General features: G+C 51.1%; 20 protein-coding genes and 2 pseudogenes. 9 read left to right on the top strand and 13 right to left on the bottom strand.

Going from position 1 to position 23,047, the window contains the following annotated elements; all coding sequences use genetic code 11:
- Positions 1-3 precede the first annotated feature (3 nt).
- Entirely contained in the window at positions 4-1,035 is a 1,032-nt protein-coding gene (locus tag VE954_RS21175) for a leucine-rich repeat domain-containing protein (RefSeq protein ID WP_324956476.1), read from the bottom strand.
- Between the two features lie 562 nt (positions 1,036-1,597).
- Between VE954_RS21175 and VE954_RS21170 the strand changes: the two genes are divergently transcribed.
- Together VE954_RS21170 and VE954_RS21165 are read left to right on the top strand one after the other, a co-directional pair.
- Positions 1,598-2,365: a sugar transferase gene (locus VE954_RS21170; RefSeq protein WP_324956474.1), complete on the top strand. Its 768-nt coding sequence runs from the start codon at positions 1,598-1,600 to the stop codon at positions 2,363-2,365.
- A 35-nt stretch (positions 2,366-2,400) separates the two neighbouring features.
- Positions 2,401-3,759, top strand: coding sequence for a hypothetical protein (locus VE954_RS21165; RefSeq protein ID WP_324956472.1), 1,359 nt, complete (start codon positions 2,401-2,403; stop codon positions 3,757-3,759).
- 3 nt (positions 3,760-3,762) lie between these two features.
- Here VE954_RS21165 and VE954_RS21160 read toward each other — a convergent pair whose 3' ends face one another.
- Genes VE954_RS21160 through VE954_RS21145 form a run of 4 tightly spaced genes read right to left on the bottom strand, consistent with a single transcriptional unit; the run spans position 3,763 to position 8,160 of the window.
- Positions 3,763-3,948, bottom strand: a complete 186-nt coding sequence (locus VE954_RS21160; RefSeq protein WP_324956470.1) for a hypothetical protein — start codon at positions 3,946-3,948, stop codon at positions 3,763-3,765.
- Between the two features lie 9 nt (positions 3,949-3,957).
- Entirely contained in the window at positions 3,958-4,551 is a 594-nt protein-coding gene (locus VE954_RS21155; RefSeq protein WP_324956468.1) for a polysaccharide biosynthesis/export family protein, read from the bottom strand.
- The gene (locus VE954_RS21150; protein ID WP_324956467.1) at positions 4,551-6,029 is read right to left on the bottom strand and encodes an O-antigen ligase family protein; all 1,479 of its coding nucleotides are present in this window, start codon (positions 6,027-6,029) and stop codon (positions 4,551-4,553) included. Before VE954_RS21150 ends, VE954_RS21155 begins: the two co-directional genes overlap by 1 nt.
- Position 6,030: 1 nt before the next feature.
- Entirely contained in the window at positions 6,031-8,160 is a 2,130-nt protein-coding gene (locus VE954_RS21145) for a hypothetical protein (RefSeq protein ID WP_324956465.1), read from the bottom strand.
- Between the two features lie 335 nt (positions 8,161-8,495).
- Here VE954_RS21145 and VE954_RS21140 point away from each other — a divergent pair, with 335 nt between their 5' ends.
- Positions 8,496-9,806: a hypothetical protein gene (locus VE954_RS21140; RefSeq protein ID WP_324956463.1), complete on the top strand. Its 1,311-nt coding sequence runs from the start codon at positions 8,496-8,498 to the stop codon at positions 9,804-9,806.
- Positions 9,807-9,809: 3 nt separating this feature from the next.
- On the opposite strand, the gene VE954_RS21135 is transcribed toward VE954_RS21140, so the two are convergent.
- Both VE954_RS21135 and VE954_RS21130 read right to left on the bottom strand, forming a co-directional pair.
- Positions 9,810-10,520 carry a GNAT family N-acetyltransferase gene (locus VE954_RS21135; protein WP_324956461.1) on the bottom strand — a complete coding sequence of 237 codons (711 nt, stop codon included), beginning with the start codon at positions 10,518-10,520 and terminating at the stop codon, positions 9,810-9,812.
- Positions 10,521-10,535: 15 nt separating this feature from the next.
- Positions 10,536-11,846, bottom strand: coding sequence for a glycosyltransferase family 4 protein (locus VE954_RS21130; RefSeq protein ID WP_324956458.1), 1,311 nt, complete (start codon positions 11,844-11,846; stop codon positions 10,536-10,538).
- Between the two features lie 143 nt (positions 11,847-11,989).
- Between VE954_RS21130 and VE954_RS21125 the strand changes: the two genes are divergently transcribed.
- Complete coding sequence (locus tag VE954_RS21125) at positions 11,990-12,994, top strand: hypothetical protein (RefSeq protein ID WP_324956456.1); 1,005 nt, start codon at positions 11,990-11,992, stop codon at positions 12,992-12,994.
- Here the strand turns inward: VE954_RS21125 and VE954_RS21120 are convergent.
- From VE954_RS21120 to VE954_RS21100, 5 genes are read right to left on the bottom strand one after another with little or no spacing between them, the layout of a single operon-like run.
- Positions 12,960-13,928: a GNAT family N-acetyltransferase gene (locus tag VE954_RS21120; protein ID WP_324956454.1), complete on the bottom strand. Its 969-nt coding sequence runs from the start codon at positions 13,926-13,928 to the stop codon at positions 12,960-12,962. The two genes, VE954_RS21125 and VE954_RS21120, sit on opposite strands and share 35 nt — an antisense overlap.
- Positions 13,909-14,775 (bottom strand): cupin-like domain-containing protein, encoded by an 867-nt coding sequence (locus VE954_RS21115; protein WP_324956453.1) that lies wholly within the window; start codon positions 14,773-14,775, stop codon positions 13,909-13,911. The genes VE954_RS21120 and VE954_RS21115 overlap by 20 nt, the downstream gene beginning before the upstream one ends.
- Positions 14,776-14,795: 20 nt before the next feature.
- Positions 14,796-16,385: a glycoside hydrolase family 44 protein gene (locus VE954_RS21110; RefSeq protein WP_324956451.1), complete on the bottom strand. Its 1,590-nt coding sequence runs from the start codon at positions 16,383-16,385 to the stop codon at positions 14,796-14,798.
- Positions 16,386-16,420: 35 nt separating this feature from the next.
- A complete protein-coding gene (locus VE954_RS21105; protein ID WP_414699023.1) occupies positions 16,421-16,579 on the bottom strand; it encodes a transposase domain-containing protein in 159 nt (52 codons plus the stop codon).
- Positions 16,576-16,905 (bottom strand): hypothetical protein, encoded by a 330-nt coding sequence (locus tag VE954_RS21100; RefSeq protein WP_324956449.1) that lies wholly within the window; start codon positions 16,903-16,905, stop codon positions 16,576-16,578. The genes VE954_RS21105 and VE954_RS21100 overlap by 4 nt, the downstream gene beginning before the upstream one ends.
- A 723-nt stretch (positions 16,906-17,628) precedes the next feature.
- Here VE954_RS21100 and VE954_RS21095 point away from each other — a divergent pair.
- Positions 17,629-19,815, top strand: coding sequence for a PAS domain-containing hybrid sensor histidine kinase/response regulator (locus VE954_RS21095; RefSeq protein ID WP_324956447.1), 2,187 nt, complete (start codon positions 17,629-17,631; stop codon positions 19,813-19,815).
- Positions 19,816-20,186: 371 nt separating this feature from the next.
- Here VE954_RS21095 and VE954_RS44355 read toward each other — a convergent pair.
- Positions 20,187-20,295 (bottom strand): annotated as a pseudogene (locus VE954_RS44355) (IS5/IS1182 family transposase); the annotation flags it as partial.
- 330 nt (positions 20,296-20,625) lie between these two features.
- On the opposite strand from VE954_RS44355, the gene VE954_RS21090 reads away from it, so the two are divergent.
- The 4 genes and pseudogenes from VE954_RS21090 to VE954_RS21075 form a co-directional block, all read left to right on the top strand.
- A complete protein-coding gene (locus tag VE954_RS21090) occupies positions 20,626-21,294 on the top strand; it encodes a DDE-type integrase/transposase/recombinase (protein ID WP_324956445.1) in 669 nt (222 codons plus the stop codon).
- Positions 21,291-21,563 carry a hypothetical protein gene (locus tag VE954_RS21085; protein WP_324956443.1) on the top strand — a complete coding sequence of 91 codons (273 nt, stop codon included), beginning with the start codon at positions 21,291-21,293 and terminating at the stop codon, positions 21,561-21,563. The genes VE954_RS21090 and VE954_RS21085 overlap by 4 nt, the downstream gene beginning before the upstream one ends.
- Positions 21,564-22,358: 795 nt before the next feature.
- The gene (locus tag VE954_RS21080) at positions 22,359-22,763 is read left to right on the top strand and encodes a HalD/BesD family halogenase (protein ID WP_324956441.1); all 405 of its coding nucleotides are present in this window, start codon (positions 22,359-22,361) and stop codon (positions 22,761-22,763) included.
- A gap of 47 nt (positions 22,764-22,810) precedes the next feature.
- Positions 22,811-23,047 (top strand): annotated as a pseudogene (locus VE954_RS21075) (IS6 family transposase); the annotation flags it as partial.

Here is a 23,047-nt window from a genome sequence, read left to right as displayed (position 1 = left end):
GGATCAGGGAGCCGCGCAAAACGCCTGAACGGCTGGGGATGCAGCATTGGTCGGACAGTTTTCCGGGGTTCTCCCGCGTTCGACTGGAGTATCCCGGGCATCCAATGCGGTCAGGAGGCTGAGTGTGGCGATGGGTGCCAGAGAAACGACTGGCACCGAGACGATATGCAGTACGACCAGATCATTCAGACCAGCCAGTGGCGATAAATCACTGATAGCGTTGCTACTCAAATGCAGTTCCCGCAGTTTATTCAAACTGGAAATCGAGCCAACGTCCTGGACCAGGTTGCCACTGAGGAGCAGCTGCTGCAATGCGGTCAAACCCTGAAGTGGGCTTATGTCCACGATCTGATTAAAGTCGAGATCAAGGATCGCCAGAGTCTTGATCATCGAGAGTGGACCGAGGTCCGAAATCTTATTGTTGCTCAGGTTCAACGACCTCAGTTTCGGCAAGGCGGCCAGAGGACGAAGGTCATTGATTTTATTATCATCGAGATGCAAGGTTTCCAGGTTCACCAGGGTCGCTAGGGGTGATATATCCTGCAAATCATTGGCCGCAAAGTGAAGAAGCGTGATATTCGTGAGCTTGGAAAGCAAAGAAATGTCACCGATGCTCAAGCTTTCCGTGACCCAGAATTCCCGCATATAGATCAATTTATCATGGGCCCGCACGCAGTCGGTTTCACCAGTTATGGCCTTAAGAGCTTCGACCAAAGGTCCGTTGCTGTCTGTTGGATTCCGACAACTCTTCAGGAAGTCGGAACCGTCTCCCGGTTCGCGGCTGATTTTCTGAATGCCATCCAATATTTTGGGATCACCCGACAAAAGTTTATCAATGACGACCACTTCACCTTCAATTTCCCGGGTCACGACCATATCCGTCGATTGCTTGTCGGGATCGTTGGCCACCACCGTGGTGTTCGTATCATCCACTTGATCAGCGCCGTGGTTGCGTGATTTTTTTCGTATTGAACAGCTCGTGAGCGCAACGACCAGGATCAGTAGGTACTGGTGAACTCGACTGCCGTGTTTCATTTGCCCCTCACATGATCTCTAGGTTTTCGAGAGCTCTGCAATAAGCGTGCTCAGCTTGAAAGGAAAGGTTCCTGAGAAATCGGCAGATCTCTATTCGCCCAGTTAAAACAAAAATATCTTCGGCTTGCTAGTTCCAATCGTGATTTTTTTGGAATTTATGACCCAACGCAAAAACCCTGGACAGCACCTGTCCAAGTATTCTCCATTCTTCATTTCATCAAAAGCCGCGAGCGAAGCCTTTAATCATTCTGATAAGCAGCCGTCGACAAAGACTTATTGAGAAGCCATTCCGCAGGCATCGTCAGCCCTGCCCGAGAAGTTTTCCGCCGGTTTTGCTTTCGGACGTAAACCCGTGAAATGCCGAACACACCTCAACGACGCTGTGTCTTCGATCCTGACAGCTGAGGACAGGGCAGAACGAAAAATGAATTCAAGTTTAAGGCTGCCATGATGGGAGTTTTTAGCTTTAAAAAACTTTTTGCAACGTTTGGTGGGCCTCTTGCATTCACCGACCCTATCTTTCACAAACGAAATCAATTTTGGATACGGCGGGAGAAACTCCGTGGCTCAATCCACGAACGATCTGTCTTTAAGCAACGCAGAAGTCTTTCATCCTGTATTCGTCGACGCCGAAATGTCGGAACGTCGCCGCTCCTCGCGCCCAACGGAAGAGGAAGCCATCACCGGGCAGATTGGTCCCGGTGGATTGCCACAAAAGAAGTATTCATACTTATCGAATTCCATCAAACGGTTTATAGATTTGTCGGCCGCCGTCGTAGGTCTGATTCTCTTGACGCCGATCCTGGCTGTCATCGCCTTACTTATCAAGACCACATCCAAAGGCCCGGTTTTTTTCATTCAGAAACGCGTTGGCATGGGCGGCACGACTTTCAAGATGTATAAATTCCGCACGATGGTCCTCAATGCGGAAGAACTGAAAAGTCAGCTGATGGCTCAAAACGAAGTGTCGGGCCCGGTCTTCAAAATCAAAAGAGACCCACGCGTGACAGCAATCGGCCGCTTCCTGCGGAAAACCAGTTTGGACGAACTGCCTCAGCTGCTCAACGTTGTCTTGAATGACATGAGCCTTGTCGGACCACGCCCGCCTTTGATGGATGAGGTTGTGAAGTATCGCCAATGGCAAACCCGTCGTCTGTCGGTCAAGCCAGGCATTACTTGTATCTGGCAGGTCAGCGGCCGCAATCAGGTTACGTTTGATGAATGGGTTCGCATGGACCTGCGCTATATCGAGAAGCGTTCATTGTTTCTGGACCTCGTACTCCTGGTCAAAACTTTGAAAGTTGTGTTTATACGTCCTGATGGAGCATAATAGACAGCACCTACTGCCTATTCCAAGGGATGCACATGCCTTTTCGTATCCTGGCGATTTTCTCTTTATTTTCTCTGCTTTTTGTAGCGCAAACCGGGCTGGCTGATCGGATCGATCTCTCGAATTTATTTCGGCTTACCGCCGGTAAAAATTTCGATTCGATCGAAGCCGAGCGCGGCCCTGAAACCAGCGAAATTGTCCGCCAGGAAACGGCCTTCTATTCCCTGAATCTCGGCTTCGCCCTGTCTTCGAAGGCCGCTGTCTCCGACTGGACCAATGCCCTCCAGGTCGAGGCCGGCAACTCCGTCGAGGGGGGCGCCGCATTTCAACAGGCCAGTGCCAGCAGTGCCTATAGCGTGCGCGGCGCGCAGGACAATTTTAGCCTGACCCTAACCGGCTCGGGAACGCATGGGGATCTGAACTATCGGCGCCCACTGATATCGCAAACCGACCTCCTGGACACCTTGGCTGAAGCCGAGGATAGCGAGGAGGTCGCGAGCGACGAACCCCTGACGCCGGACGCCCGCTTCTATTCAGCCCAGATCGGCTACGGTTACAGCTTGAGTGCCTTTACCCGCTTGTCAATGGAAGCCCAATCGTCGGTCTATACACAGGACACTGTCGAAGTCATCACCCATCGCCTGAGTCCTCGCTACACCCAACTTCTAAGTTCTTTCTGGGACACTAGTCTGTTTGTAGCCGGCACCCACCAAAGAGCCAAGGGCAGTCTCGAACCCACGGAAGCGATAGAAGCCGGATGGTCCAATACCTTCCGTCTGTCGGTGCAGGACGTACTCACCCAGAGCGTGGGTGCTATACAAACCATCAGAAGCGACAAGCGGAGTTCGAACCACACCCTCGGCCTTGCGTACTCACATCTTTTTGACAACAACAAGCTTTTTCAGACTGATAGCTTGCAAGGAACCAAGGAGCCGGGCAAAGATGGTGAGCTGACCGGTACTCGACCCGCGCATTCCTTCGACTCGGCCGAATCCGAAAAAATGATGATAGAAAAACTGCGCGAGGCCAAGCTTAAGAACCTGGCCAGCATCTACTGGACGCGCAGCCTGTCGGCGGCGGAGGAAGGCAGGGAGCAGTATATTACCGAAGCCTACGGCCTCATCTATGACTACAGTCATTCACATGGTCACGACGTTCAAGTGAGTGGCTCCGAATCCTATCAACTCGACCCCTTGGATCAGACCCGGATTCAGCGCATCGATCAGACCGTACGGGCAGCTTATATCCGGTCCATGCGACTCTTCAATCGCGATGTGGCAGGGGGCTTGGATCGATTCACTATCGAGGGGCAGTATCAGCAGACGAAAGAGAGAAACCTGCTCCTCAAGGGCGTGCACTGGTTGGCTCTCATATCGTGGGCATCAGGCTTCTGAACTTCAGCGCGGATCGATCAGAACGGGAAAGATTCGCAGGATAACACCGGCGAGGAAATAAAGGCAAAAGTACCCCACGAAGAGTGCCAGCACCAACCGTCGATCCACTTTGAGCGATGCGAAGTTGCCGAAGAAAATCGCTGGCCCCAAAAAACACCCGATTATGGCCAATGAGATAAGACTCTGCATAGGATCCTCTTATTGCACCAGGATCACATCGCCCCGTTCGACCACAAAGGCACTGAGATTGTCCGCACCGCGCAGAATGTCCTTATGCCTCACAAAATACTTTTCAATGTTGCCACTGGCATCCGTGCGATGGATCAGGATATTGCCGGCCGCAAAATCGGTGAGTCCCCCGGCAGCTGACAGGACCTGGAGCAGAGTGGTCTTCTCTTTCAATTGATAAACTCCGGCTGCTTTGACCCCACCAGAGATGAAGACCCGATAGCTGTCATAGCCTGTGACTGTCACAATCACATCCGGGTTGCGGATAAACTTTTCCAGCGATTGTACGAGCGCACGTGTAAGCTGTGCCTCTGTGAAATCTTTGGCTTTCTGCAAACCAACCAGGGGCAGGTTGATGTAACCCGAGAGAGAAACCACATAGGAACCACCCAGCTCCGCCTGATTCCCAACCCGGACGAAGACCGTATCGTTGGCTCCAATGATGTATTCATTGTTCGGGGTAAAGGTCAGGTTCTTTGGCGCCTGCCTAATATTACGCCCATCCGGAACCGTGGAACAAGCCACCAAAAGAGACAGTAGGATTGGAATGAGAAGAGTTTGCATCACGCCTTCCTGAAGGTATGAGAGTCCTTGTACGTATCGAAGAGACTGAGAGCAGCGCCGATAAATAAACCAAACAGGCCCTGTGCCCGCGAATCCAAAAGTCCCATATCAAAATTGGCAAAACAAAACCAACCTATCACAACAGTATAAGCTACCAGCGCCAGAATTTGGACCCGTACGTCTTCGGCTGTCTTCATAAGCTTGATACAGGCTATCAATGGCACCACCAAAGTAACCCCGAGGGCAGCCATTCCCAAGGGACCGGCAAAAGCCCAGATGTACAGGACCGAGTTGTGCGGGATGAGGTCAAAGCCTTTGAAAACAAAAGAGATATCGGGCATGGGAAGTATGATAGGAAAGGGTCGCCCAAACCCCAGGCCGAGGAGAGGGTTATTGATCACGCTAAAATACAAATTGAAGTTTTCGATCTCACGATAATCAATCCGTCCGGACTTGCCAGCAAAGACATGTGCGACTATACCCAAGAGACTCGCCTGATCCTTACCGCCAGCCGCTTTAAACAGAGCGAGAGCACCAACCAGGGGGACGGAAAAGACCAGCGGCCAGAAAATCTTCTTAAACTTCTGCCGGGAGATCACCAGCGGGAGGAGGCCCATGGCAATCATTACACCTAAAAACGAGGCGCGACGATCGTTGATGAGGTAAGGAATCGTGATGATAAAGGCTGCCAAGAGCCAAGGTATAAGGCTGACAGTCGACAACTTCCGGAAGAACAGGTTGCCAAAAATAAAGAAAAGGCCCGTCGCCATCAAAAAAGAACTGAGATGATCGATCAGATACTCACGTTTGATGAGGGCACCACCAAAGATAAAGAAAAAGACAGCCAAGCCATACAGAGATTTTAAGAGGGTAGCCATGAGGATCGCCTGCATGCCCCGCCACATATCATGCAAATTCTTAGCGAGATAGAAGCCGATAAAACTCCAGGCTGCCATCAGTCCGATAAAGCGAATCTGTGTATAGGCGACCGCGAGCGAGTTACCACGCGGCACACCCAAAATGGCAGAAAACCAGGCCGCCGCGGGGATGGCGCAACCGACGAGCAGAAGCACCTGAAATTGTGAGGACCCCCGAAACCTGCCTTTGAAAATAATCCACAGCACCAGATAGTAGGAAAAAAATTCAAAGAAAGTAAAAGGCAAGGGGATACCGATGACCCTTTTGATGGGATCGAAGAGAAAAGCACCCAGAATTTCTGTCAAAGCAAGGTGCTCATAGTATGGCCGTGCCGAAGGTATATCCAGCAAAGTCATCATGAAGATCAGGACGACTATCCATTTTTCTGTGCTGACATGAAAAGTCAATGGAGCCACGATAAAAGCCGTGTAACCGAGCAGCACTATCATGCCAGGCACAAGATTGCCGTCAGTCAGCAGCGGACTTGCCAGGCATAGGCAAAGAACCATCAACGATGCATAGGGAGCACTTCTGAATGATTGAACCCAGCGTTTGAACATCTTAGCTACCTATGACAACGAGCCCTCGAAGCTTCTCGGAATCCATGTGCATCACTGTCCGACGCAACTCAGCGAATTGCGTTCGACTGGCGTCAACACAGAGGATGCAATCATCAGCCGCTTCCAGAAGGCAGGTATTCTCTATGAAATGATATTCAGGAAGGCCCCGTACGAAGACCAAATCGTAGCCTTGGCCAGCGTTGGCGAAAAATGCCTGCAGGCTTTTTTTCCGAAAGATACGGGTACGTTCACCAGAAAGCTCAGCTGGAGGAGGTATGAAATCAAAACCCAAGCCGAATTGTTTCCCCAGACAGATGGCATCCTGGATCGAACTTTGCCCCAGCACCGCTTCGACGAAACCAGTTTTGGGTTTCGGCTGCCCGGCCACAACAGGATCCTTATGATCCAGATCCACCAGGAGGCATTTTTTTCCGGTATCAGTAGTGAAGATATTGAAAAAGTTATAGATCACCGACCCGATTTCATCGGTCGATCCCGAGCCCAGAAGGAGCAAGACCGAACCTTTGCAGTGTTTTTCAACAGCCAGCTCCCACCGTCGATAGGATAGGAAATTTTTCGCACGGGTATCCTGAGCGCTGTCCTTGAACAGTTTTTCACGAAGACTATCGGCGGTCTGGGCCGAAACCTGCTCGCCTGCTTCCAGATTGGTTTTGGAGATCTGAGTGATAATGGGTTGACCTGAAGCCCGTTGAATGCGCCAATCGTCACGGGCCAAGGGACAACGAATTTCCTGCACCAGGGTGAAGCCAAAGACAAAAGCCAAACCCAGGACGAATATGGCGATGAAAAGGTCCCGCTTCTTATTGGCAAAGGGCACGGCATCGAAGGACGCAGGAAACAAGATCCGCAGACGTGTTCTCAAGTTGGGGTCCGATTTCTGCCTCTGCAGATTCTTGATCTCCAGATCGAGATCCTTGATACGATCATTCAACGCGACGTAAAAAGCGCCTTGATAACCGACACTGGTTGCAGCCGTGTCCACGGTTTCCCGGGTCGGGCCGGTTTTGGTGGCGCGAATGGACCACAGTGCCTGCTTCCATTGTTCCAATTCTTTTTGCGCTGCATCTCCTGCCGCGTTCAACACATTCATCTTCGAGTCCAGCTCGCGCTTCTTGCTGATGAGCATGGGATGATTGGGTTGCAAGTTAGTCAGCAGTTTCGCAATCTCGGACCCGAGCGTGTTGTTGGCCGAACTGCGTTCCGCTTTGATTCGCGAGACCTCATCGTTAGCCAAGCGAATCTTATCAAGAATTTCCGACTCTTTCTCATTGATCTTCATCATGTTCAGTCGGTTGGGCTGACTGTCAGCGGCGCTGGCCTTCTTGTCCCCGTTCTTATCCACGGATTCTTTATTCGAGCTCGCAATGGGGACGGTATCGTTCCGATAGAATTCCAGTTTCAGTTCCAGATTCTTGATCTGATCTTCCAGCTCCCGCGTAATGAACAACTCCATAGCCTGACTGGCCAACTCGGTCGAGATCTCTGGTGACTGGGAATAGACAGTCAGAGTCAGGATACCGGATTCCGGCTCCGGATAGACGTCGAGCATCTTGGTCAAATTGCGGGAAAATCGCGCATCCGGCGAAGCATCTGGATCGGCTTTTTTCGGCTTTACATTCAACACAAGGGCTTTCACCTTGTCTTTTGCAGCCTGCACGCCCTCATCGATGAAATTAAACTTGCCGGGAGGGAAGAGAGCCTCACCGCCACCCATTTTTTGCACCAGCTCGGCGAGAAATTCCTGTGAGCGGAAACGGGCTCTGAAGAGACGGGCTACCGTGTTGTAACTCACCTGAGGATTGATGCTTACGCCCGTACCTGCCATGTCTGTTTGGTCAAAAATAGCATGAATATTAGCGGTATACACGTTCTGCACAAAGATGGAGACGGAGAGCGCCACAGCAAAGATCAGAGCACTGCCCAGCAGCCAGAAACGATAGTGCCGCTTGAAAAGCTTTATGAAGTAGAGCTTGTCCGGCACAGGGCCGGCGATATCCTCTATGTCGGCGCGAAAGGAATAGTTCCGGGTCGGTTTTTCTTGCTGATCCATGGCTCTTTGTTCCGTTGTTCCAGAGTCGATACGCGCAATGGCCTGCTTTGAATTTATCATGTTAGTTCTGCGAAGCCAGGGAACGCTTTGCCTACCAAACCCTGAAAATTACCAAGGTCGCCTTAAGCAAATTATCGTTACATTTCCATCATTTCTCCGCCAAAGTCGGGTTTAACTCAAGAAATCACTGAGAAATTCCGATAGAGTTGCAACTTTTAAAAATACATTCTGTTTTTTTTGCATGACTTTCGGAAGGGCATCTCCCTAAAAAAATTAGGGAATTTTTACAATTTCGGCTGGTTTGCAACAGAATCTCAAGCCCCTCAAACCATCGTAAGAGAGGTTAGATCCCTATGTTTGGATTCCAGGAATCCCCCCTTGGGGTCCATCACAACGTGACAAACATCAATTGGTCGAAAGGCACGAGTCTGGCTTGTCAGGGTGTGCTTCTCACTCTTGGTGATTACTACGGAACCCTGGCCGCTGCACGTTACTTCGGCAAGCTGGGTATCCCTGTTTATCTCGCTGAATGGCGGCGTTTCGTGCCGTCGGCGCTATCGAAATATGTGACCAAAGTCATTCGCTGTCCTAACGTTAGTGACTGGCAGGCCTTCAGTGATTGGCTTTTGGATTTCGGACAGCGCCAGCCAGGACTGTTCCTTTATCCTACCAGTGATGACACGGCATGGATCTACGCAAGTCGCAAGAAGAACCTATCTCAGTATTACTACATGCTACAACCAGGCTCGGAAACGATTTACTCGCTCCTGAATAAGGTGAAGTTGCATGAACTTTGTGAGAAGGCTGGCCTCAAGGCTCCCAAAACTCACCTGGTTCATTCCGAATTTGACTTGCAGAAGGTGGCTGAGGGACTGGAATATCCGGTTCTGATCAAACCCCGCACCCAGATCGGCTCCATCACTCGCGCCAAAGGCCACATCTGCCAGACCAAGGCCGAGTTACTCGAAGCCTATCCGAAATTCATGAAAAAGAATAGCTACGTGCCCGAGATCAAGGCAATCGATCCTTTTATCGAGTGGCCCATGATCCAGAGTTTCCATAAGGATGCGATGGGCAATACCCTAAGCATTGCCGGTGTGACCCTGGAATCCGGTGAAATCTTTCTGGTTCGCGGTTCCAAAAAAGTCATACAAAGGCCACGGAAACTCGGAATTGGGCTATGTTTTCAAGGTTGCGATATTCCCCCTGAAATCGCCGAAGCCTGTCGCCTTTTCTGTAAGGAAGCCAAGTACTTTGGAGCCTTCGAACTGGAGATGATCTATGTTGAGGAAACCGAGACCTATCTGCTGATCGACTTCAATCCTCGCTACTATAGCCAAATGGCCTTTGAAATTGCGCGCGACCTGCCGATTCCCGGTCTCGTCTATATGGCTGCTGCAGGAAAATCTGCTGAATTGAATCAACTCGTGACGACGGCCAAAGCGTGGAAAAGTCACAGCAAGGATATCTACAGCATTAAATGGCTCTTTTACCTCTTCCTGAGCACAGCTCTGATGGGACGCAATATTTCCTGGAAAGAATACACGGGTTGGCTGAAGTGGCTCTATGAGGATCAAACTCACTATGTGGATGCCGTGATGGATCGCAGTGATCGACGTCCCTTCTTTGGTGATGTCCTGACTCAGATGTTCCACTACGTGAGACATCCCTTCTCGACCTATAGGCGGTTCTTTCGCGATAACTGAACCTCAGGCCGCCTTGTTCTGATCAGGTCCTGGTCCGTTCCAAAATGTTTTGAGATCAGCCCGCAGTGGGGTTAACCAGGTACGGAAGGCGCGGGTACCGCTGTCATGAAACACGAAGAAGTGATTCATACAGGCAAACAGATAAATCCTGCCGACGATTCGATAGCCCAAGCGATGAGTGGACTTGAGCGACGCAATATTTTCCCCGCCGACTATGGACATCAATCCCTTGTAATTTCTATCTGTGAAATGCTGCAGCGCATGCGCCATGCCATAAGCATGAAGCCTTTGGCCACGAAAATCGGGATTGGTGTAGCCGTGATGCATATATACGTACTCAGGGGGAAAATGAATCTTGAAGTCAGATGTGACGGGAGTTGCCTTTGTAGAATACCAGCCGTAACTTGCCAATTCCTGCCCTTGTCTTATGCCGTAGCAATGATCGCCGTTTTGCAGGGCGCAATTCAAAAAATCCTGATGCAGATGATATTTCGTGTTTTGGGCAAAATGTTTGATAAGTTCTTCACTCATAAAGCCGCTTTCAAATTGCGGCAGGGCTTGGATGAAGCTGGGGTCCGTGTCCACCAGGGACAGAGTCATGAGGTAGAGGTGATCGAAATAGAAAATGCGATTGATCAGGACAGAGCACATGGCGGTCGCCACACCCATCCAACCAAACATTTCATAGCGCTCTTTGAAATCGGCCCATTTCATACTGCTTGCTCCTGCCTAACCCGCTGACTTCAGGGCGTCAGTTGGTGGATCGTAAGCGGGCCGCTCCGCAACCTGACCAGTGACCCAGGCATACACATCCAGCATTTGTTGGGCCTTGTGATCCCAGGAGTAGTATTCGAGTATACGCTGTCGAGCCTTCGTACCGAGTGTTTGTATCTGGACAGGATTATTCAAGAGTTGATCGATCACAGCCTGCATGGCCTGGACCATGCCGTCTCTATTACTCAAGGCAATATGGAAGCCACAATCAGGACGCACGACCTCCGCAATGCCACCATAGTTGGCGACTATGGGCACAAGGCCAAGGCCCATGGCTTCGATGACAGCGCCGCCCCCGAATTCTTTGATACTGGGAAAAGCAAACACCTGATTTCTAACCAGCTCGCTACGGACCTGACTATGCGGAACCCAGCCGTGAAAGACAATACCCTGGCCTTGGGTCAACTCACGAGCCAGGTTCTCAAGGGACTCTCGCTCGGGACCATCGCCGATAATGTGCACTTCAGTTTTGCCGAGTCTTATCGAGGGAGCGCAGGCCTCGAGTATGATGTCAACACACTTCAGAGGCACGAGCCGCCCGACGAAAGCCACCCGCATCGGACCTTGGCGTGAATAGGAAGCGCTATCCTTATAGTCCTGTGGAAGGATACCGTTCTCGGGTATATAGAAGCACTTGCTTCGCAGATCAGGATGAACGTCTTCAAATGCAGCGTTTGAACCGACCAGTATCGCCCGGGTGTGTTTCATCATGGAACGCATGTAGGGCAGGAAATTTTTCAGTTTACGGAAAGGAGTGAGCCACTCGCGTTCCTGATGCTGGATGTGCTTGAAGCCTTCGGGCCACTTGAGGCCCCCATTGATAGGTCCCAGTACAAAGGGGATGTTGATTGCTCGCAAACGATTGACAATCAAGCTGGGCACAGCGGGGCTCAATGGCGTGATGCGATGGACCACATCGTATTCGCCGGCGGCCAGGGCCTTTTTAAACAACTTCCATGTCCGCAGCTCGAAGGCATAGTACATAGGCAATTTAAGGACATTCTTCGTCGTCCAACCACCCTTCTGGCTAACAAAAGACGAGGCCCAATTGAGAAAGCTTTGAGTGAGGCCGGGCTCGATGTAAGTGATTCGCTCCCGTGGGAAGGATGTCCGATCTATGGCTTCTTTGTTACGGATATGCGTAACAAGGTGGACGTCACACACTCGTTCCAAAGCGCAGGTTTGCATCCAACCGACCAAAGGAACACTCACCCACTCTGGATTGGCTTGCTCAGCGATGACAAGAACTCGATACCTTCGCAACATCCGGAGAAAACCTCGTTCTTTGCTGCGCGTTAAGTCATGAGACACGATTGTTTATCGGTTGCTAACCGCATATTCCTTAGACCTGGCTCATACTTGTAAGCAAGGTTTATTGCTATAATAAATCTTTGACCAATGAGCTCCGCATGCGACGACTCATCAATTTATTCGCGACAGTACTGGCAGCTTTCTGTCCGCCTGGGGTTATTGCCAGAATCTATCGCTTATCCCTGGGAACCCGACACCTTACGATGTGCCTCCATCGGGTTTGTGATGTGCGCCGCCCGACCGATCCCTACCCTGCCAACACCATTGAAAGAGACAAGCTGATCCGGATTCTGGCTCTGGTCGGTGATTTTCATCAGAAAGGCCCATCCCGCCTCACCCTCTCCTTTGACGATGGCTATACGGATGCCATTGACTTCGTGAAGACCCATGCACCTCGGCATCCCTATCTAGGCTGGATAGTATTTATCTGTCCTATCAAACTCGAAAAAAGGCTTGGTTTCCGCTGGGATCGCTTTGAGATAGCTCAGCATGGGGAAACCGATCCTGCGATGATGATTCTCAAAAAGCAGCTTGATGCCCGCACGTTTCCCCAGCTGGCTCCCGGAGAAAACCTCTACCTGCATATCAATATGAATCCTGATCCAGAACTTGACGCCAGGGATCCGAGTCTGCGAATTTTTCCAGATTGTGAACCTTTCCGTTTGACAACTCTAGCGGATCTTGGGGAATTAGCAGGCATACCTGGAGTTCGTCTGGGGAATCACAGCAACTCGCATATGCGATTCAGCCATATGTCTCCGGAGCGTGCACTGGCAGAGATAAAAACCTCGCTCGAGGATATGCAAAGGCTTCTAGGGCCATTCGAGGACTTTGCCATCCCATTCGGAACACCCGCACGGGACTATCAAATCGAGCATATCGAGCTCCTGAGGAGAAGCGGAATACGCCGCATCTGGACCACCTATTCGGCTCCCTATGAGGCTCAGGAACTTGTGGAGGGCGCGGTATTGCCGCGCTTTGTCATCATCGGGACCTGGTCCTATCAACGCATCCTCTTGTATATGGCCCTGACGTCCCTTTACTATCGCTTGCGTCGTTCCACTCCTGTTACAAAATACCTCGCTCTTTCAAAGACCTCTTGAGCTTCTGCAGACCACGATAAAGACCGGCCTGCCGTCGTACAATCTGCATAGTCGCACGGCGCAGAGGGGCATAGACCTTGTCCTTGACGAAACGATAGCCCAAAGGACCCACAATGCGAACCCGGTTCGCGTAATAAAATTTGTAGGGTTCATCTCCAAGCAGAAAATCGAATTCTCTATGGCCGGCGTGAAAACTGGATTCGAGCATGGACTCCAGCAGGAGCTGTCCAGACTTATACTGCTGATACTCGATATCGTAGGCCGGCAGAACGAAATAAAATCGTCCTTCCCGCACAAAACCAGCATGGAGGGCCAAGGGTTTATCACCGGCAAAAACTCCAGATAGCTGCAGGAGATCGGCCTGGAGGAGGAGTTCAAAAAACTTGCGGGTGCGTGGTCTCGCAAAGGTATCCATAAGGCCTGTGCGCTGATACTGTTTGGTTTTCCAGTCCATCAATAAGGCCAATAGCGGCTCCGCGCTAGCCTTCGTAATCCGGTATTCATAACGCAAGGAACCCTGAAGCTCGCCCGGTATTCTTCCCCATTTTTTTTTCTGTCGCTTGCTAAAGGCCTGGCTATTGTTTTCCTGAGCATACTGCACAAAGCTGGAAAATTCCCGCCAGTCTTCCCATAGAATTGTCGGTGAGGCTTCCATTCCGTGGGGAAATCCGCCCTTTCGCCACTCGTCCACCACAACCAGCTTGTGACTTACCCGCGGCAGCCAGGCTCCTTTTCTCGGCATCGGATGTTCGGGTGCAGGCAAGGCTTCCAAAAAATCCATAAAGGGAACGCTACCAATCACCTGCTTGCCATCGATCACCAGCACACGAAAAAATTGTCCGCGAACCTGCACGAACTCAATCGCCCAGCTCTGACCGGAAAAAAAAGCTTCTACGACAATATGCAGGAACTCATCACTGGAGTAGATGTTCATGCCATTTTTCTCGCAAAAGGAGCCACGGTTTTAAAAGGTGGAGATACTGAATCATCACTGCCGTTTGTATCCAGGACCTATCCCGCGCCGTACGCTTAAGCTCCCCTATCAGGATGGGCCAGTTCGCGCGATTCCATACCGCCTGAATGATCGTGATCGACAGTTCATTCGTCTGCGTGGTATGCCACCAACCATTTGGATTGTAGACCGTATCACCGGGTTTCATGATCAGCTTAATTGGATTCGCGTTCCCGAAGAGAGGAAAGCGTTCCCGATCCGGTTCCAGAACATGATTGATGTCGCTGAGGAGCGGATTTTTTTGGTTCTGATAAAGATAGGGGGATTGGTCCGGACCGAAGAGTATCAGTTCCTTTTCGCCGTAAATCTGCGAAAGAAAAGCATCCATGCCCCAGTAGTCCACATGCAGGACTGGAAATTTCGTACCCTTCCCGCCTATGAAGAGCTCCTGCAATCCCGGTCTGACCAACCAATGATGAGGCAAAAGCCGGGTTGAACGCCAATCGGTGCGAGCATAGTTGAGGTTAGGCGTAACATCCGGAATCAGTTGCGGCAGGTCCCGGCTCAAATCGATATTGCGCAGATAAAGGCCGGGTTCCTGGCCCGACAAAACCCGCTCGATCAAAGGACCGCAGAGGCCTTCAATATTCCCCTGCTCGCTGCGAAACCGGATGGGAGTTTGATAGAGCCTTTCCGCAAGGTTTTCTGGTGTCCACTGGCGAGCCTGCCAATGATCGATAGCGCCTTCGATCAACACAGGTTTGCGAGGCAAAACATAGAGCCTCAAAAAATCCTGATAAGGGATACCCCGCACCCGATCGATCAGCATATGAGTTCCTTCCAACGCCCTCAGTAATTCAGCTCGACAAGATGCATACTCAAGGGACTCAGACTCAATGTGGTCTGCTTGCCAGGCGGCAGAGTCCGCTGTTTGCGCACGATCACACCATCCAATTTCTCTGATACAAAACTATAAAGCTCCAGCTTCTTCGGTACCGGCAACCCTGCCAAATCCAGCTGCAGGCTTTGCTCTTTATCGACACTTTTATTCAGGAGTACAATGGTAATACGTTTGTCCTTGGCTTGACGTGCTGCATAGACAGAGAGTTCTTCCTGACTTTGGACCGAGTTTTCAATCCATTCATCACCAAATCCCCGGCCCTTCCCATCATAATTGCGGAAAAGTATGAAAGCCCAGCGGTGGCTGTTGCCGCGTTTAGGAAAGTCCCAATATTGAGCGGAATCCAAGCCGGTCTGTGCAAAAATGCCAAGTATCTCGGCTTGAGCCACAGCGCCTGACACGTCGCGCTCGGCGCGATAGTTGTATTCACCTATCGCGACTTTGGTGCCTTTCTTGAAATTCTCGGCCATTTCCTTGAGACGGGGAATCAAGTAGATCTTTTCATTGATCCAACTCTGATCCCGATAATCACGGTCCCAGAGCGATCTTGTGGATTGGAGCAAAGCCTTGCGACGCGCTGGGGCTTCATCACCCCCAGGTGGCCAGCTATCCTTCTCGGGATAATTATGAACATCCAGTTGATCAAGCAGCGAAACTTTCAGCTCCTGCTCTTTCTTTTTCAGCTCATCCAGGAACCACTGGAGAAAGGGCTTGTCACCATGAGCCAGGCGATCGGTTCGCTTGCGCCCCTTGCTATGAGGGCCCTCGATATCCCAGGCGGAGAGCTGCATCTCCAGCCAGCCCCAAGCCGCTGGACCAATGATGACGGCTTCAGGATCGGCTTTGCGGACAGCCTGGGCAAAGCTAACATAACGCGCGAAGTAATCATCGTATCGCAAGGGAAGTGGGTGAACATCCCTGTGGGTGCTGTTCCAGAGCATGGGCTCATTGTCCATGATATAAAAATGCGGATGATTGCCAAACTGTCCTTTAAGTGTGCGAACCCATTCAGCCACAAACTCAGGGCTGTTGGGAATACTTGTGGTCGTCGGGTCTGCAAGCAACGGCTTGCCGTCGGGCGCACGCCCATTACCGGCGTCTCCATCAAAATGCTGCTGCTGGGGAAACTTGCTACGCGGATAGCTGGCCGTAGCCCCGTCTTTGGCTATCCATGGGAGCATTGGAAGAGTGATGGCCGAGGCTGCCCCATTGCGCCGATTTTCTTCCATGAACCGGCCGATCATGTTTGGCCTCTGGGCCTTGAAATTTCGAAAAAACCAATCGCCTGCTGCGTTCCAGGCGTCCAGTTTATAGTTAAAGCGGCTGCTGGTATTTCCGCCCCAGCGATAGAGTGTCGGGCGCAGCTCCCATACGCCTTCCTGATCACGATCTTCATGCAGATAGGTGCCAAGCCCATAAATATAGGGACTGATTTTTCGCGGTTCTTTCGGGATCTGAAAGCGAACCGTATCGGCGCAAACGGCACGAGTTAATCCGAACAAAAATAGACAGAAGACAAGCAATGATGTTTTGTGCATGGACGTCCCTTGAGAATTTGCTGGCAGCCCCTCCATTATAGCAGCGAAAGGCAGCCTTTGTCAGCGAACAGCTTAGGGAGCAGTTCAGGCAAAAGTGATTCAAAGTCGTCCAGGGAAGCAGCCTTAGGAAGCGCTGCAAAAATGTGGGTGAGGTACTCGTAAGGTTCAAGGTCATTGGCGCGAGCGGTTATCATAAGGCTATAAAGAGAAGCGCTTGCATGGGATCATTACACGATATCGGAATTTCGGGCAGCTTTCCAGGAACACCGAAAACTGTGATCATCTCCGCATCAAACATCGCGATTTCATTTTTTCCGTAGCGCTTGACCCCTCCGCCAGCTGTCTCGGGGGTATCGGGAAAAAACTCATTGTCGCCATAGCCTACCAACACCACAGCAACCTGGACTTTGGGTTTTCTATCGATGAGCCGGCTCACAGCAGGCGCTGTTGCCAAAGGAAGGTTGACAACAGCCAGATCGTAGAGGTCGACCGATTTCTTATCACTTTTTGGATGCACCACGGCTGTCAGAGCCTGATGATCATTCTAAAAGGTGGCGGTACAGGTGCCCGTCAGTACAGTGAGTTGTTTTCACAGGAACAATCGCGTATTTTTAGCTCATGAGGAACAAGCCAGGCATTTTCTCTTCTGGACGAAGATATGATCAAAAAAACAGATTCGCTGCTTGAATCACGACAAACAGATCATGCTTTTCATTGACCATGTCAGCAAAATTTCTTTTATTCATCCATGAGTAGAGTAGTATAGCGGTCATGATATGGTCGCCAGGTTGGAAGCTATGTTAGTTGTAAATCATCTTTCTCTAGATCTGACAAATAGCGCACAGCAGTGGTCTGTCGATCGTTTTGGTGATGATAGCCGCTTGATCAACATGCGAAACAATAAATGCCTCGACGTTAGCGAAGGTGGAGATGCAGGCATAGGTCTCCAAGTACCGGCTGCGCTTTTGGATTGACAGCATAGCAATTGGCAGCTTTAAATCTCAACCATCAGGGCCAGCCGAGCCTCATTGCAATGAACTTTCATGCTCGACAGAGCCTTATTGCCCTGACCTTAATGGTCAAGCAAGTCCTGAGGTCTGAGGTCAACACGATTCGTTTGCTACAATGAGTCGAGATCGGATGATAGGCAGCTTTTCAGATCTATTGCGATGATAAAGGGTTGAAGTATATGATCCCCTTGAATTATAGGGGAATTATGTTCATTTTCGATGGAACTCTTGCCATGGCACGCTTTTCTATATTCGTCTTCATCACCGCGGTATTAGCAATTCTCATCATATGTTCTCTGACGCATTGGTCAACCCAGTTTAGAATGCTGCAGATCAAAGCTTTGAAGTGCTTGAGCGAAAATGCCAATCGCCTTCGCCAGGGTTTGGAACGGCGTGAGTTGAATAGCAGCGATTCGAGCGGAAATCGAGAGGATGAGGCAGGGCGGCAGCGCTTCGATCACCGTCAGCTTGCCGAACTGGAAGCGATCTATCAGATAGCCCCCGTCGGTCTTGCTTTCCTAAACCATGAGTTGCGCCTCGTCCGCATGAATGAACAAATGGCGGTCATCCTGGGCGAATCTGGTGGCATGCAGCTGGGACGTCCGCTGGAGGAATGCTTTCCCAGGCTTGCCGCAACGCTGGGGGAAAAGATGAAATACCAGCTCGAGACCGGCGAAGCGATGCGCAACTTCGAGATTGCTGTTTCTGACCCATGCAATCCCGGCAAAACTATTTATGTGCTTGCAAGTCTGAATCCCGTTGCGGACGCACAGGGGCATATTCTGGGAATCAATGCGGTTCTTCAGGACATTACCAGCCGTAAACTCATCGAGGAAAACGCCCGGGCGATGGCCGAACGCTTCCGCTGTGCCGGCGAGATCGCAGCGTTTCTCATCTACGATTGGAACACTGTGACCAATACCGTGATCCGACTGAGTGGGCTGGCCGATATTCTTGGCGAGGACGCTGATGTTGGAGTGGGTAAACTGGAAGACTGGGCAAAAAAAATTCATCCGGACGACTTTGAGTACACTGTTGCGGAGACCACTAAGGCTTTTGAATCCGGAGCAGCAAACTACGACGTAGAATATCGAGTCCGCGACGTGCACGACAACTATACCTATATTTGGGACCGTGGAGTCATCTTTCGTGACGACACCGGCCGGGTGGTCTCGGTCATCGGTGTCAGTGTCGACATCGAGGTGCTTAAGAGACTTGAACTTGAGTTGCGGCAACAGGCGGAACGTCTGGCGGAAGTCGATAGGCGCAAAGATGACTTCATCGCCATGCTTTCCCATGAGCTTAGAAACCCTCTGACTCCGATTCGGGTGGCAGTAGAAATTCTTGAAAGCCTGGAGAACGAAGATGAGATCCATGCTCAATCACTCGCCATGATTTCCCGTCAAGTGGCCCACATGTCCCGGCTCGTCGATGACCTTTTGGACGTGTCGAGGATTTCTCAAGGCAAGATCACCATCCTGAAGGAGAAAATCGACCTAACGAAGATTGTGAGAGATGCCAGCGCCGATTACAGGAATATCGCCCAGACGGCCGGGCTTAGCTTCAAGGCTGCGCTGCCGCAGGGTCCTCTTTGGATCGAGGGAGACGAGATTCGACTGGCTCAAGTCATTTCCAATATTCTGCACAATTCCATCAAGTTTACCCAGCCAGGGGGAACTATAACCTTGACCTTGGAAACCATTGCGGCTTCGAAAAAGGCGGCTATCACCGTCCGGGATACTGGATTGGGCATTAGTGCGGACCTTCTGCCGCACATTTTTGAAATGTTTTCCCAGGGTGATCAGACAATCGATCGATCGTACGGGGGTCTTGGGCTTGGGCTTGCGCTCGTCAAGGCTCTCGTCGATAAACACGATGGTAGCGTCCAGGCCATGAGTGGCGGTTTGGGTCAGGGAACAGAGATCCGCATCCTCCTCCCGCTCGGACGCTTCGCAACGGCTGAGGCTCCAAGAATCAAGGCTCCAGGATGGGCAAAAAATCTTGGCCTTCGCATCCTCGTGATCGAGGATAGTCCCGATATTGCGGAATCCTTGCGAGTCTTTTTTTCCCATGTTTTGGATCATGAGGTTCAGGTGGCTATAGATGGCGTCAGCGGTCTGGAAATGGCCCGGCGCTGTCCGCCAGATATCATGCTGTGCGATATAGGTTTGCCTGGAGAGTTCAACGGCTATGAGGTCGCCAAGCGCTTCCGAGCTTTGTCCGACACGGGAGGCACAATACTCGTTGCCTTGACGGGCTATGGTACGCTTGATGATCAGCAGAAGACTCGGCAGGCAGGATTTGATGTTCACTTGACCAAGCCACCAAATTTCAAGGAACTGCGCCGGATCCTGGACAAGGCTCAATCCCGCAAGCCTCGCTACCCGACCGATTCAATTCCAATCGAACTTGAACTTTAGGAAAGGTCGCCCTCAATAATCTCCCAATTTAAAGCCGCCGCAATTCATCTATTGAGCAGGTGTGGGACAGGGTTCCTGGCGCTGAATCATAAAGTTCCTATCCGCCCGCGACCGACTTTCCGGGAGCGGGAATCCTTAGCTAGACACAGGGTAAACTGCGATATCAGACGCTTCAGCCGGAACCAAGGTCAACCCACATCGAGTCTCGCATTCCTTTCTCGCACCCGCACTATGTTGATGAGCTGTGACGATCGTTCCATTGATCAATGTCCATTCGTGATCAGAGTCTTAAACAATGGCTTTGAAAATAACAAATTTGACTTTGGCAGACAGACCATTCATTGAGCCGTTGGAAAACGAATTTCATCGAGCAAACTCTTCAAGCAGGTCACGTCGGGGACATCCTACTCTCAGTTTATTGAGCACGCCTTCAACTGTAGTGCACAAATTCGATTTGTCGCAGATGTCTGATCCCAGCATAATCGCCTTCAGCTTCGTCCAAGGCTCGTCCGTGAGCAGCTATCGTTGCATGGTAGACAGCGTTTAAGTTTTTCACAACACCAAACGCGAGTTACCTCCATATTTCAAGCACCTATCTCACGTCGACAGCCCCTATTGTGCCGGGACTAGAACTTCATAATCGCTCAGGTGTGCGAGCCCTTCAAGACCCCAACCAACAATCGAATTGACATTGCTCAAAAAAGGCGTGAGCTCGGACTACAAGGACTGCTGAAAGGCCGGCATCTGAGCCTTTAACTTCGCAAGAATCTTCTGGCGAGGATCGACGAGGCCTTGTCCGGGGGCGAGACGTTGACGGCTATCGCCGCGACCCTTGAAGTCAATCCCAGGGCAGTCTATCGCTGGCGTCGAGCCGTCTCCGTTCCTCCCAAACCCCACGGCGGCGCTGGAGGCCTCAACAAACGTCGTCCGTTGGAAATCAAACGTGTGATCGACTACGCACAGAAAAATCCCGAGCACAGATGCCGAAGGATTGCCTACGGCTTGGAGAACAAAGGAACATGGGTCGGAAAAACCAAGGTCGCAGAGATCCTGAAAGAGAATGGGCTCAATCACGCCTGGGACCTATCATCACGTAAGCCCGATATTCCACCCGAGGACATGCTCCGTCATGAGCCCCGAGCTAAGAATCTCCTTTGGGGTCTTGACTGGACCTGGGTTCGCGTGGCAGGCAAGCACATGTATCTCACGGTTCTTCTCGACTGGCACTCGCGCAAGATCCTCTCATGGACGTTGTCGCATCAAATTACGAGCCACGAAGTGGCTGCGGTTGTAACAGATGCTGTAGCCATCGAAAGAATCGATTCGCTGCGGGAATCAGCGCTCAAGCCTTTGCTCATGGCCGATCATGGGGCCCCAATGTGTCCAAGTGGACCCGACAGAATATCGAAGTTCAAGGACTCAAACTCTGGCTCTCCGGGATCGGAAGACCGACGGGAAACGCAAGGACCGAGCGCGTGATTGGAACGCTCAAAACTGAGGAAATCAAGCTGCAGGATTACTACGTGGATGAGGCGGAAGCACAGAGGAGAATCGCCGCGGTAATCCACGACTACTGTTTCAACCGACCCAACATGGGGGTGGGCGGGTTTGCACCGAATGCCGTCCACCACATGGGGCGCAAGGCACTGATGGAACGCAGGAAGTCGGGAAGAGAATCGACTCGGAGTTCAAGGCATGTATACTGGAAATCGCAGGAAGCCATGACGACGAAGGGGATGTTGACGTAATTTCAGATGGGTTTTGCGTCATCTACGCTCGGACAGGACAAAACACCATCCGGTCCTGCCTTTATGGCAAAGACACTGATCTGGAATACCTCTTCTCAAAAATCTAAAATCAAAGAGATAACGATCCATACAAGGGAGCGCCATCTCTCACGGTACTGCTGCGGCCATGAAATAAACTTCTTGCTAAAAAGAGGAAAGGATTAAACCCTGGCGCTTCTTTCCAGCCGGAATTGCAACGGTATCGCGATCCAGTGAACCAGACTCACTCAGGGCCTGGATTAATCTCCAAGCATTCTTTCGGGGACCCTGATTTCCTCGCTGAAGTTCATCACGAACACTGGTGCCATTTTTCATTCCCTCGTATCGTGTGGCCAGGACAGGAGGATTGTATTGTGACGAGAAGGTTTGCTTTAACACTTAAGCTAGTGACCCTTACCGCGCGTGGCGTTAACTATGAGTGTGAGACCAAAGTCGCAAGGAGGCGCGTACCATTGACGTTTGCCACAAATTACTCGAGCATACCAAATCGAGGCTCACCAGGATTTGCTTGCTAATCGAAAAGGGTCATGGCAGAGTCCGCCTCAAGTTGCCGACGGGGACAGACTTTGGTCAAGAGGCTACGACTTTCCCATCTTAAAAAGGCAGCCTTCAAACATTAGAACTTAATTTTAAACTCCGGATGCCAGGTGTCATCCTGTGTGGGAATCGCAGCGTCCGACGGCGCAGCATGTGTGACTTAAAAAAGAGTTTAAGATTGCAAAAGCAGATTTCCCCTGATCTGAGGAGGCCATGTCTATGCAAGGATTGCAGGTAAACGCTGAGGCTTTCCGATTGAATTCTCTCTTCACCGATCCTGACTTTCTCGCTTTCATGAGGGATCGATTTCGAAAGGATGGGTTTGTCTACCTTGGATCACTACTCAGCTTACGCAGCTACATGCGGTTGCTGGCCGAGTTTGAAAAGCTGGCTGAAGACCTGAGGTACAAGAACTTTCTCATGCCCCCGTATAATACGCCTCGGCATATGGAAGTATTAGGCGGCCAGAAGATTGCTGATCTCTCGCCCGTTATTAACGATCTCTACCGTGATCCCCAGGTCCTGCAGCTGATCCGGACCATCACCTCCGATGACATCTATTTTTGCAAGCATCCCGAGGAGTTCATCGTCCGGCTCTGTTGCAAAAAATCCCTAGCATCCTGACACGGGAATCATCATACTTGCCAGTTCACCGTACCCAGGGAGTGGTTATGGCGCTGAGTTTCAAAGGACGGCACTTTCAAAAGTCGATTGTCCTGACCTCCATCCGCTGGTACCTGAGCTATAAACTCTCCACGAGGGACCTCGAGGAAATGATGTCTGAACGCGGTGTTCAGGTGGATCACTCGACCATTCATCGGTGGGTCCTCCATTATACCCCGGAGCTCGAGGCCGCGGTCAGAAAAAGGAAAAAGCCGGTATCAGGCAGCTGGCACTGGGATGAGCTG

The sequence above is a fragment of the Oligoflexus sp. genome (assembly GCF_035638955.1).
Lineage (GTDB): Bacteria > Bdellovibrionota_B > Oligoflexia > Oligoflexales > Oligoflexaceae > Oligoflexus.
Note: the sequence above shows the minus strand (reverse complement) of the source record. Positions and strands in the feature narration are given on the sequence as shown.